Source organism: Mycobacterium sp. E3298 (assembly GCF_001666895.1).
Lineage (GTDB): Bacteria > Actinomycetota > Actinomycetes > Mycobacteriales > Mycobacteriaceae > Mycobacterium.
Genome location: NZ_LZJB01000553.1, coordinates 1 through 11,110, shown reverse-complemented (window position 1 = coordinate 11,110; position 11,110 = coordinate 1). Strand labels below are relative to the sequence as shown.

Annotated in this window: 16 protein-coding genes; 13 read left to right on the top strand and 3 right to left on the bottom strand. The window is 69.5% G+C overall.

From position 1 onward, the window contains the following. The 7 genes from A9X05_RS25445 to A9X05_RS25415 form a co-directional block, all read left to right on the top strand. On the top strand, window positions 1-731 hold a 731-nt coding region (locus A9X05_RS25445; RefSeq protein WP_067784916.1), incomplete at its 5' end, for a phytoene/squalene synthase family protein. After that, window positions 728-1,051 (top strand): lycopene cyclase domain-containing protein, encoded by a 324-nt coding sequence (locus A9X05_RS25440; protein WP_067784913.1) that lies wholly within the window; start codon window positions 728-730, stop codon window positions 1,049-1,051. The genes A9X05_RS25445 and A9X05_RS25440, both read left to right, overlap by 4 nt. Then, window positions 1,048-1,359, top strand: a complete 312-nt coding sequence (locus tag A9X05_RS25435; RefSeq protein ID WP_067784910.1) for a lycopene cyclase domain-containing protein — start codon at window positions 1,048-1,050, stop codon at window positions 1,357-1,359. Before A9X05_RS25440 ends, A9X05_RS25435 begins: the two co-directional genes overlap by 4 nt. Continuing rightward, window positions 1,346-2,071, top strand: coding sequence for a class I SAM-dependent methyltransferase (locus A9X05_RS25430; protein ID WP_067784907.1), 726 nt, complete (start codon window positions 1,346-1,348; stop codon window positions 2,069-2,071). Before A9X05_RS25435 ends, A9X05_RS25430 begins: the two co-directional genes overlap by 14 nt. Then, complete coding sequence (locus tag A9X05_RS25425; protein WP_067784905.1) at window positions 2,068-3,603, top strand: FAD-dependent oxidoreductase; 1,536 nt, start codon at window positions 2,068-2,070, stop codon at window positions 3,601-3,603. Before A9X05_RS25430 ends, A9X05_RS25425 begins: the two co-directional genes overlap by 4 nt. Then, window positions 3,600-4,610: a DUF5914 domain-containing protein gene (locus A9X05_RS25420; protein ID WP_067784902.1), complete on the top strand. Its 1,011-nt coding sequence runs from the start codon at window positions 3,600-3,602 to the stop codon at window positions 4,608-4,610. Before A9X05_RS25425 ends, A9X05_RS25420 begins: the two co-directional genes overlap by 4 nt. 13 nt (window positions 4,611-4,623) lie before the next feature. After that, entirely contained in the window at window positions 4,624-4,983 is a 360-nt protein-coding gene (locus A9X05_RS25415) for a DUF2784 domain-containing protein (RefSeq protein ID WP_231969175.1), read from the top strand. Here the strand turns inward: A9X05_RS25415 and A9X05_RS25410 are convergent. Next, the gene (locus A9X05_RS25410; protein ID WP_067751107.1) at window positions 4,973-5,221 is read right to left on the bottom strand and encodes a hypothetical protein; all 249 of its coding nucleotides are present in this window, start codon (window positions 5,219-5,221) and stop codon (window positions 4,973-4,975) included. The genes A9X05_RS25415 and A9X05_RS25410 overlap by 11 nt on opposite strands. 102 nt (window positions 5,222-5,323) lie before the next feature. Here A9X05_RS25410 and A9X05_RS25405 point away from each other — a divergent pair, with 102 nt between their 5' ends. From A9X05_RS25405 to A9X05_RS25380, 6 genes are all read left to right on the top strand, one after another. Continuing rightward, a complete protein-coding gene (locus A9X05_RS25405; protein ID WP_067784897.1) occupies window positions 5,324-5,617 on the top strand; it encodes a lipopolysaccharide assembly LapA domain-containing protein in 294 nt (97 codons plus the stop codon). A 173-nt stretch (window positions 5,618-5,790) separates the two neighbouring features. Continuing rightward, complete coding sequence (locus A9X05_RS25400) at window positions 5,791-6,213, top strand: hypothetical protein (RefSeq protein ID WP_067784894.1); 423 nt, start codon at window positions 5,791-5,793, stop codon at window positions 6,211-6,213. A gap of 4 nt (window positions 6,214-6,217) precedes the next feature. Continuing rightward, window positions 6,218-7,702 (top strand): DUF2867 domain-containing protein, encoded by a 1,485-nt coding sequence (locus A9X05_RS25395; protein WP_067751272.1) that lies wholly within the window; start codon window positions 6,218-6,220, stop codon window positions 7,700-7,702. A 12-nt stretch (window positions 7,703-7,714) separates the two neighbouring features. Then, the gene (locus A9X05_RS25390; RefSeq protein WP_067784891.1) at window positions 7,715-7,930 is read left to right on the top strand and encodes a DUF2945 domain-containing protein; all 216 of its coding nucleotides are present in this window, start codon (window positions 7,715-7,717) and stop codon (window positions 7,928-7,930) included. A 3-nt stretch (window positions 7,931-7,933) separates the two neighbouring features. After that, entirely contained in the window at window positions 7,934-8,269 is a 336-nt protein-coding gene (locus A9X05_RS25385; protein WP_067751119.1) for a DUF3140 domain-containing protein, read from the top strand. 141 nt (window positions 8,270-8,410) lie between these two features. Then, window positions 8,411-8,992 carry a MarR family winged helix-turn-helix transcriptional regulator gene (locus A9X05_RS25380; RefSeq protein WP_067784888.1) on the top strand — a complete coding sequence of 194 codons (582 nt, stop codon included), beginning with the start codon at window positions 8,411-8,413 and terminating at the stop codon, window positions 8,990-8,992. Here the strand turns inward: A9X05_RS25380 and A9X05_RS25375 are convergent. Together A9X05_RS25375 and fni are read right to left on the bottom strand one after the other, a co-directional pair. After that, window positions 8,989-10,239, bottom strand: coding sequence for a glycosyltransferase (locus A9X05_RS25375; protein WP_067784884.1), 1,251 nt, complete (start codon window positions 10,237-10,239; stop codon window positions 8,989-8,991). The two genes, A9X05_RS25380 and A9X05_RS25375, sit on opposite strands and share 4 nt — an antisense overlap. Window positions 10,240-10,250: 11 nt before the next feature. Next, window positions 10,251-11,110 (bottom strand): type 2 isopentenyl-diphosphate Delta-isomerase (gene fni / locus A9X05_RS25370; RefSeq protein WP_067784880.1); only part of this gene is annotated, 860 nt, incomplete at its 5' end.

Here is an 11,110-nt window from a genome sequence, read left to right as displayed (position 1 = left end):
GCATGCGGTTGCAGCAACTCGCCGACCAATTCTTCTCCGGCGGAGACCATCTGGACGACCCCGTGCTCGCCGCGGTCACCCACACCGCCCGCCGCTACCGCATCGGCACCGAGCTGTTCGACGACTTCCTGGCGTCGATGCGGATGGACCTGACGGTCACCGATTATCCCGACCGCGGTGCGCTCAACCTATACATGCGTGGATCCGCCGAAGCCATTGGCCTGCAGGTTCTTCCGGTCCTGGGCACCGTGGCGCCGGTCGAGGAGACCGCGCCCTACGCCGCGGCGCTGGGTAGGGCGTTTCAGCTCACCAACTTCCTGCGCGACGTCGACGAAGACCTGTTGCGGCAGCGGGTCTACCTGCCGGCCGACGAGCTCGCCGCACACGGTGTGGATCGCGAGCTGCTGACCTGGTGTCACCGCAAGCGCCGCACCGACCCGCGGGTGCGCGAGGCGCTCGCCGCCCAGCACGAGATCACCCGCGAGACTTACCGATTCGCGGCCGCCGGCATCGGCATGCTGAGCCCGCGGTCGCGACCGTGCGTGGCGACCGCGGCGGCGCTGTACTCCGAAATCCTGGACCGCATCGAAGAGAGCGATTTCGCGGTGTTCAATCACCGGGCCACGGTCGGCAGAGCCCGACGGCTGCAGGTCGCCGGCATCGGGCTGATACGGTCGTGGCGGGCGCGCAGTAGTTCGCCCGGCGTTGCCGATGCCCCGGGGGCCGCATGACCGATCGCTGGCAGTATCTTCTGGTCCTCGCCGCATGCCTGGCGATCACCGCGCCCCTGGAGTTCTTCGGCCCCGGCGTCTACCGGCAATGGCGGCGGCTGGTGAAGGCCGTTCTGCCCGTGGCCGTGGCGTTTTTGGTCTGGGACGAGATCGCCATCGCCGCGCACGTGTGGACGTACAACGGCAAATACATCACCGGCCTGGACATCCCGTTCCGGGTGCCGATCGAAGAGGTGCTGTTCTTCATCGTCATTCCGATCTGCGCGCTGCTCACCTACAACGCCGTGAGCACCATCCTGGGCAGGGTCAACCGGCGGTGAGCGGCCTGGGTTATACCGTTCCGGCCGTCGCATCGGTATTCGCCGTGTGCGCACTGGAATTGGCGGTGTTGCGCACCGGGCTCTTCCGACGGCCGGCGTACTGGCTGTCGATGCTGATCATTCTCGGGTTCCAGGTTCCGGTCGACGGATGGCTGACCAAGCTCAGTTCCCCCATCGTCAGCTACGACCCCCGCCACATCACCGGCCTGCGCTTCCCTTTCGACATCCCGGTCGAGGATTTCTTGTTCGGCTTCGCACTCGCCACCGCGGTGCTGCTGGGATGGGAACGCCAACGTGCGCGTCGGTGAAGCCGGCCCGACCCCCGGCGAACTGTCGGCCGCCTTCGACGCCGGAGCGGCGGCGTACGACGGGCTGGTGGGTGCCAGCCCCGGCTATCACAACCAATTGCTTCTCTCCGCCCGCCGCATGCGAATACGTGACCGCGGCAAGGGCTTACGCCTGCTCGACGCCGGCTGCGGCACGGGCGCGTCGACGGCCGCGCTGCTGGCCGTCGCCCCGGAGGCCGAGATCGTCGCCGTCGACGCGTCGCGGGGCATGCTCGACGCTGCGGCCGCGAAGGCCTGGCCCCGGTCGGTGCGATTCGTGCACGCCCCCGTCGAGCAACTGGCCGAGCACGGGATCACCGGGCCGTTCGACGGAATTCTGGCCGCCTACCTGATCCGCAACCTCGCCGACCGGGACGGCCAATTGCGGAAACTCCGGGCCCTGCTGCGACCCGGTGCCACACTCGCGGTGCACGAGTACTCGGTGCGCGACTCCCCCGCCGCCACCGGAATCTGGCACGCCGTGTGCTGGGGCATCATCATTCCCGCCGGATGGTGGCGCACCCGCGACGCGGCGCTGTACCGCTACCTGTGGCGCAGCGTGCTCGAGTTCGACGGCGCGGCCCGATTCCGGGACCGCCTCGCCGACGCGGGCTTCACCGCCGTGCACAGCGAAACGATGCCGGGCTGGGAGGCCAACATCGTGCACACCTTCCTGGCGGACGCGCCGCTATGACGGCCCTCGGCACCGATCGCCGGCGCGAAACATTCGCCGCACCAACCGGATTCCCGGATGCCGGAGCGCTGGCGTCACGACCCCGAGTGGTCGTCGTGGGCGGCGGCATCGCGGGGCTGGCCGCTGCCACCGGCCTGGCCGAACGCGGCGTCGCCGTCGAACTGATCGAGCGCGAACACTACCTCGGCGGCCGGGTCGGCGGCTGGACCGAACGCGAAAACGGGACCGACCTCGCCATGAATCGGGGCTTCCACGCGTTCTTTCGGCAGTACTACAACCTGCGCGCCCTGCTCCGCCGCATCGAACCGCAACTGCGGATGCTCACACCCGTCGACGACTATCCGCTCATCGACGGCGCGGGGCGGCGCGACACATTCCGGGGGCTACCACGCACCCCACCCTGGAACGCGGTGGCCTTCGCCGCCCGCAGCCCGACCTTCCGGCTTCGCGACTTCCTGCAGATCGACGCTCGCGCGGCCGCGCCGCTGGCTGCGGTGTCGGTGCCCGGGATCTACGAGCGCCTCGACCACTTCGATGCCGCGACATTCCTCAAGAGCATCCGATTCCCCGAAGCAGCAAGGCATCTGGCGTTCGAGGTGTTCTCCCGCAGCTTCTTCGCCGACCCTTCGAAGCTGTCCGCGGCCGAGTTGGCGGCGATGTTTCACATCTACTTCCTCGGCTCGTCCGAAGGCCTGATCTTCGATGTGCCCACGTCGAACTACGACACCGCCCTCTGGCAGCCGCTGCGCCGATACCTCGAGGCGCGGGGCGTCGGGTTTCGCCTCGGCACCAGCGCCGCTCGCATCGAGGCCGGCTCGGCGGAGCCGTTTCGGGTGTGGACGGATTCGGGTGAGCGCCTAGACGCGGACGCCGCCGTGCTGGCCACCGATGTGGCCGGCCTGCAGCGTGTCGTGGGTGCATCGACCGGGCTGGCCACGGACGACTGGCGCGCACAGATCGCGCGGCTGCGGACGGCGCCGCCCTTCGCGGTCCACCGGCTGTGGCTCGATCGCCCCGTCGAGGCGCAGCGGCAGGCGTTTTTGGGCACGGCCGGCCACGAGCCACTGGACAACATCAGCGTGCTGGAGCGCTACGAACGCCAGGCCGCCGAGTGGTCGCGTGCGCACCACGGTTCCGTCGTCGAACTGCATTCCTACGCACTCGACGCCGCGCCGTCCCGCGCGGCGGCGCTGCGCCAGCTGCGCAAGGTGTACCCGGAAACCGCGGCGGCGCAGGTCGTTTGCGAGCGACTGCTGCACCGCAGCGATTGCCCGCTGTTTGCGCCCGGCTCCTATGCGGACCGCCCGGCGGTGGTCAGCCCCCAGCCGGGCCTGCTGTTGGCCGGCGACGCCGTCCGCATCGACTTGCCGGTCGCGCTGATGGAGCGCGCCGCCACGACCGGTTGGTGCGCCGCGAACCATTTGCTGAGAAGATGGGGACTGGCCGGGCACCCGTTGGTCACCGTACCCACCCGAGGCCGGTCAGCCCTGTTGCGATGGCTCGCCACCCGCGAAGGATCCACTCAACGATGAATATTCGCGAACAGCTCCAGCACCTATGGCCGGGCGCGCGGACCAAAGATTGGCCGCTGCAAGTGATTCCGCGCACCCCGTGGGCCGACCAGCGCCCGACCTACCGCGAGGCGCAGCCCGCCATCATCGACGGCGCGCTGAAACGGGCCCAGGGCAGGCCCACCGGGAACTGGTTCGCGTTCGCCGGCAGCGCCGATGTCCGCCCCGGGCGGCCGTTCGGCGCCCGGATCGCCGGGGTTGACATCGTCGCCTGGCGCGATGACGAGCGCCGGCTCCGCGTCGGTCCGCGCGGTTGCCCCCACCTGGGGGCGGATCTGGCCACCGGGACGGTGCACGACGGCACGCTGATCTGCCGATGGCACGGACTTACCCTGGACGGCCGGGCGCGCGAATTCGGCTGGAGCCCGTTGCCCGGCCACGACGACGGTGTCCTGGTGTGGGTTCGGCTCGACAAGGCGGGCGGCGAAGAGCCGTCGGCCGAACCGGTGATACCGGCCCGGCCGACCGGGGACACCCTGGCCGCCGTCGCCCGGATGGCGGGCGTGTGCGAGCCCGCCGACATCATCGCCAACCGGCTGGATCCCTGGCACGGTGCCTGGTTCCACCCCTATTCGTTCACCCGGCTCGAAGTGCTCACCACCCCAACCGAAACCGTCGATCGCTTCTTGGTGGCGGTGACCTTCAGGATGGGCCGCCTCGGCGTTCCGGTCGTCGCGGAATTCAGCTGCCCGGAGGCCCGCACGATCGTCATGCGCATCGTGGACGGCGAGGGAACCGGCAGTACTGTCGAAACCCACGCCACGCCAATCGGATCGGGCCCCGACGGCCTCCCCCGCACCGCCGTGCTGGAAGCCACCATCGCGCATTCGGACCGGCCGGGGTTCGCGCGCGCGTCGCGGGCCGCCCCCGTGGTCGCCCCTCTTATGCGCTTCGCGGCCAACAGGCTCTGGCGCGACGACCTCGCCTACGCCGAGCGCCGCTACCAGGTACGCGCCGGCCTCGGCTGACGGGGAAATCGCCGTGCGGAAAGGGTATGTCGCCGCCGTCGTCCTGACCGTTGCCGTGCACCTCGCCTACCTGGCCTACGTGCCGGTCGGCGGCTTCCTCGCGCTGCGCTGGCCGCGCACCATCGTGCTGCACCGGGCGGCCGTCGTCTGGGGCGTCGCCGTTGTCGCGCTCAAGCTGCCCTGCCCGTTGACGTCGGCGGAATCGTGGGCGCGTCGCCGCGCCGGGATGGATCCCCTGCCCACCACCGGGTTCGTCGACCGCTATGTCGCGGGCCTGCTGGTGCCGTCCGGCCGCGTCGGTGTCGCGCAGGCATTCGCGTTTCTATGGGCCGCCATCTCCTGGGGCCTGTTCGAGCGGCGCGTCAGCCGCTGAGGCCGGGCTGTGCCGCGGGACCGCCGGCGGCCGCCGAATCCGTGACGGGCGGCGCCGCTTCGTGCTGAGGCCGACGGGATTTGCGCTGCCACAACGCCCACGTGGCAACCGAAACCGCGACGGCCGAGAGGATCAAGGTCGGCCAGAGCGCCAGCTGCGCCAGCCACAAGTCGCGCTGCAGGCGCACCACGGTGCGCCGGCCACGCCAGACGCGCCTCGGCATCTCTTTGACAGTCATCGCAGCTCTCATACCCCGGAGCGGGCGAATCAAACGCCACCGCGCGAGAGGATTTCGCGCTTCAAGGGGTTTGGCTCACCGCGCTGGGGGCTAGTCACCAGCATGAGCACTGAATCGCGCGTTCCCACCGAGCCGTCATCGCGATCGTTCACCCGGCTAGCGGCCGCATGGTGGGCCCTCGTGGTCGGCCTGCTGATCCTGATCGTGCTGCTCATCTTCGTCGCGCAGAATACGGACTCGATAACCGTGCACTTCCTCGCTTTCCACTGGAACCTGCCGGTCGGAGTTGGCTACCTGCTGTCGGCGGTGGCCGGCGCCACAACGACGGTGCTCGTCGGCGCCGCCCGGATGATCCAACTGCGCAGGGCGGCCAAAAAGCAGCTCAAGGCGCTTTGATTCTCGCGGCGCGCAAAACCCTTCCTCAGCAAAGCATTCCCGAATGCGTCCTCTGGCGCGTCCGCAGTCTGACCAGTAATTTAAATATTAATTAAATTAAACGGCTAGACCCCGCGCGGCGATTCGGTTCAGGTTTCACCGGGAATGCCACAGCGACAGGGCGGGAGGAACTCATGGGCCACAACGGAACAAGTGATGCGGTCGCGCAGGCGGTGGGCAAAGTCACCGAGGCTCTGGAGACCGTCGAGCGCGCCCGCGGACATCTGTATTCGTTCCATCAGCTGACCGGGCGCGCCGACCTGCAACTCGACGACGCGGTGGCCCGGCTGAAGGAGATCGGACACGCCGAGCTGGCCCAGCACATCAGCCGGGAACTCGTCGGGCGCAACGTGTTACCGGGTCGGTGGACCTTCCAGGTGGTCGACGACTACGACGACGGCTACTACCGCTGTTTCCGCGAGATCGAGCGGCTGGTGCGCGACCGGCTCACCGAAGGACGTCGCCATGTCCACGAAGCGCAGCTCAAGGAACGCCGGCGCACGGCGGGACATCCCGCCCACACCGCCACCCCCGACGACCACTCGGCGAAGGAGTGAATTGATGCATTGCGTCGTGTTCGGCGCCACGGGATACCTGGGGACGCGGCTCATCCCGCAGCTGCTCGCGAGCGGGCACTCCGTGCGCGTGCTGGCGCGCGACCCGGCCAAGCTCGACGACGTTGCATGGCGGGCAGATGTCGAGGTCGTTCAGGGCGACGTCATCGACGCCGGCGCCGTGCGGCGGGCACTCGACGGTCAGCAGGTCCTGTACTACCTCGTGCATTCGCTGATGCGCTCCGATTTCGTCGACTTCGACCAGCGCGCCGCACGCAACGTGGCGGAGTGCGCAAACCAGGCGGGCCTGTCGCGCATCGTCTACGTCGGCGGCATCACGCCCGACGGGCAGCGGCTCTCCGACCATCTGGCCTCACGCGCCCAAGTGGGGCTGCTCCTGCGGGTTTCGGGCGTGCCGACCGTCGAATTGCGCGCGGCCGCCATCATCGGGGCGGGCTCGGCCAGCTTCGAAATGCTGCGGTACCTCACCGAGCGCCTGCCGCTGATCGTCGCCCCACGCTGGCTGAGGACCTGCGTCCAACCCATCGCCGTGCGCGACGCGCTTTACTACCTGCTGCACGCGGCCGAGTTGCCCTGCGACGTGAACCGGCCTTTCGACATCGGCGGACCCGACCGCTTCACCTACACGGAGATGATCCGCAAATACGCCGTGATCGCGGGCCTGCCCCGGCGGCCCGCGGTCCCGGTGCCGCTGTTGAGCCCGCGGCTGTCGGCGCCGTTCGTGGACCTGCTCACCCCACTCCCCCGTCAGCTGGCCGTTTCGTTGATGGAGTCGCTGGAAAACGACGTGGTGTGCGCCAATCACGACATCGCCCGCTACATCCCCGATCCCGAGGGCGGGCTGACGCACTACGAAGAGGCCGTCGAACTTGCCCTGGCGCACGTGCGCGAACAGGACCTGCGCACCCGGTGGTCCCGCGCCGACACCAACGGTGCGCCTTCCCGACCGCTGCCGACCGACCCGCAATGGTCGGGCGGATCGCTGTACGAGGATGTGCGCCAACGCAATAGCCGCACGGACGCCGAGACGCTCTGGCGTGCCATCCAAACCGCCGTCGCCGAGCGCAACTGGTCGGCGTTCCCCCTGGAATGGCCCTTGCGCGGATGGATCAACGGCACGCTCGGGGCCCTCCGGCCGCGGCGCCGGACGCTCGACGGGCAGAAGTTGCACGAGGGCGAGGCCCTGGACTGGTGGCGGGTGGAGCGCATCGACACCCCTCGGCTGCTGCGATTGCGCGCCGACCTCCCCCTGCCCGGGCGCCTGTGGCTCGAGCTGTCGGCGAGCGCTGACGACAACGGCGGCTCCCGGTACCACCAACGGGCCCTCTTTCAGCCCTACGGGCTTGCGGGGCAACTTTTTTGGAACACGTCGGCACCGTATCGCGACGTGGTGTTCGGCGGCATTGCGCGCGACGTCACGGCCACGGCACGCGGCGGCGTGACCCGGGAGGCGGCTCCGTCGCACTGTTGAAAGGAGAGCGAGATGACCGACAAGGAATTCCACAAGGGCGACAAGGTCGAGTGGAAGAGCCACGGCAGCAACGTTCGCGGGACGGTGGAGGCCGAAATCACCTCCGACACCGAAGCCGCCGGACGCACCGTGCGGGCGTCCAAGGACGAGCCTCAGTACCGGGTGCGCAGCGACAAGACGGGCGCTGACGCGGTGCACAAGCCGGGCGCGCTACGCCGAGCGGACTGATCGATGGCCGACGAGGACGAGAAAGCCACCTGGGACCGCTTCGAGAAGACGGTCAACATGACCGCTCGCGAGCTGGAAAAATGGCTCGCCACCGAGGAATCGCAGCGCGTGGGACAGAGGCAGGGCGGCGACGAGTCGACCGGGCACGCCAGTGGGCGCCGCATTGTCGCGATACTCAAGACCAAACGGAGCGACCTCGGGCCCGACGAGTACGCGCACATGCGCAAGGTCGTCGGCTACGCCAATCGCCACCTGGCCCAACGCCCCCAGGGCGACATCCGCGAAAGCGCATGGCGGTACTCCCTGATGAACTGGGGGCACGACCCGACGAAGTCCTGAGCGCGCACGGCGGTCCCCTCGGCGTCCGCGTGTTCGCCGACCAATCCGGTGCAAATGCGAGACACTTATCGGGGTTCGCGGCGCGCGTGTGGCGGTCGCCGATACGCTGGTCGGCGAATCTCGCAAGAAGGACACCGATAAGTGACCAAGCGCGGCGCCGCAGACCGGCGAATGGACCGAGCCGAACTCGAGAAGTTGATGTCGGCCGACATGCGCGCACTCACGGCGCAATCGGACCGCATCGGCCGACACTTCGCCCGCCAGAACGACGTCGGTGGCACCGACTTACACGCCTTGTTGCACATCATGGTCGCCGAGACGGCCGGAACGCCGCTGACGCCGGCGCAGTTGCGGCAGCGCCTGGACGTGTCGCCCGCCGCCATCACGTACCTGGTGGACCGGATGATCGACTCCGGCCACCTGCGGCGTGAGCCGGATCCCGACGACCGGCGCAAGACGCTGCTGCGCTACGAGGAATCGGGCATGGCGCTGGCCCGCTCGTTCTTCACCCCCCTCGGCGCGCACCTGCACGAGGCCCTCGCCGACGTGCCCGACCGCGATCTGACCGTCGCACACCGAGTTTTCCAGGCGATGATGGCGGCGATGTCCACCTTCGAAGCGCAACTCGCCACCCCAGGCTCCAAACCCCCGGAGACGGACGGAAAGCGCGGCCCCAGCAGGGCCCGCCGCCGTCCGGTGCACACCGGCGACAAACCCGCCTAGGACACCGGCCGACGGGCCGCGGAGCCAAGCACCCGCTGCTCGATCAGCTCGGCCCCGCGCCGCACCCCGCCCGTTGCGGCGAATCCGGCGGCCACCCGGCGGGCGCCGTCCGTCATCGTGGTCGCCTCGCGCACCTTCGCCCTCAGCCGCGCCGGCGTGAGGCTCTTGGCCGCCAGCCGGGTGCCGCAGCGAGCGACCTCCACACGCCGGGCGACTTCCGCCTGGTCGCGCGCGAACGGCACGACGCAGACGGGCACGCCGCGGTCGAGGGCCTTCAGCGTCGTGCCCATCCCGCCGTGGGTGATGGCGCAGCTGGCCCGCCGCAACAGGGCCGCGTGCGGGACGAAGCGGCAGACGGTCGCATTCGCCGGCTTGGGGAGGTCCGGCGGGATGCCGGCCGGAAACGTCGCCACCACGTGGACGGGCTCGTCGGCCAGCGCCCGCAACGCGATCCGTCCGAGGGCGGCGTCGGGCTGCCTGATCGATGACGTGTTCACCAGCACCACCGGCCGGTTGATGTCAGCGACCCACTCAGGCGTGGTTGCCTGCGCGGGTTCGAACACGCACGCGCCGATGTGGTGAACCAAACCGGCCCATCCCGGGTGGGGATACTCGAAGGGCTCGCCGCCGACGGCCAGCAACAGCGGTGCCCGCCGCACGAAGTCGTCGACCGACACGACCGGCGACAGCCCCAGCCCGGCGCGAATCTCGTTGACCCGCGGCAGCATTGGGCGGTCGAAAAGATACCGGACGATCGGCCGCACCGAGGCGTCGCGCAGTTCGCCGAGAATGCCCGGCAGTGGGCGCAGCCCGGGACCGAACGGCGGCACGCCGCGAGACCGCAGGTAGGGCGTGAACGGCGAGAACACCAGCCACGGCGTATCGCCTGCCTCCGCGGCCGACATGGCCCCCCAGCAGTTCGCGTCGACAATGACCGCATCCGGCCGGACGGCGGACACGGCCCGTCGCAAATCCTCGACTTCGAGTGCCGCGCGCCGGCACAACACATCGATGGTCAGCTTCAGCACTCCCAGTGCGTTTCGGGCGCGCCAGTCCTCACCGACGATCGACTCGATCGCGGGATCGACCGGCTCGGCGTGGACGCCGACCGCGCGCATCGTCGCGACGCCACCCGCCATGGTGCGTGCATGCACCTCATGACCGCGGCCGGCGAGTTCGGTCAGCAGGGCGCCGGCCGGCAACAGGTGGCCCAGGGCCGGCGATCCATAGGCCAGTATCACCGCCATGTCGCACCCAGCTATGGGACGGGAGTCAGGTCGACCGCGCGCAGGGCGGAAAGGGTTGCTGCGCCACAGCCGTGCAGGCAGACGCGAAGTTCATCGATGAACGGCTGCAGCCAATCGACAACGGCCGCAGCGGAATCGATCGCGGCCGGCAGCAAAGGTCGTGCCACCGCCACGACATCGGCTCCCAATGCGAGCGCCTTGGCCGCGTCCATGCCGGTGCGGATCCCGCCGGAAGCCACCAGCGGGATGTCCGGCAGCACCTCACGCACCTCCACGATCGCCCGCGCCGTCGGGATGCCCCAGTCGGCCAGGTGGGGATAACGCAGCTCGCCGTAGCGGACGAACTGCTCGACCCGCGACCACGAGGTGCCACCGGCGCCCGCGACGTCTATGCCGGCGACCGGCAGATTCCCCTCGGCCCCAACCAATTCCGCGGCGGCCGTCCCGCCGATGCCGTGACCGACCTCCTTGAGCAGCACCGGGCATTCTATCGCGTCGGCAGCGTCCCGCAGCCGGGCCAACGAGCCGGAGAAGTCGGTGTCACCGTTGCGCTGGATCGCCTCCTGCAACGGATTGGTGTGCACCGCAAGCGCATCGGCGCCCACCCGCTCCAAAGCCTTTGCCAGGTCGGGCACGGCGGCCTTCGTCAGTTGGGCCAGGCCGATGTTGCCGAACAGCAAGACATCCGGGGCCACGTCGCGGACGGTGAAGCTGGCCGCGGCCCGTTCGCCCAGCGCACTGTCCAGCATGATCCGCTGGGAGCCGAGCATCATCCCGATGCCGAGTTGCTGAGCGGCCGCGGCCAGATTCCTGTTGATGGTCCCCGACAACTCGGCACCGCCGGTCATCGCGCCGATCAGGACCGGGAAGC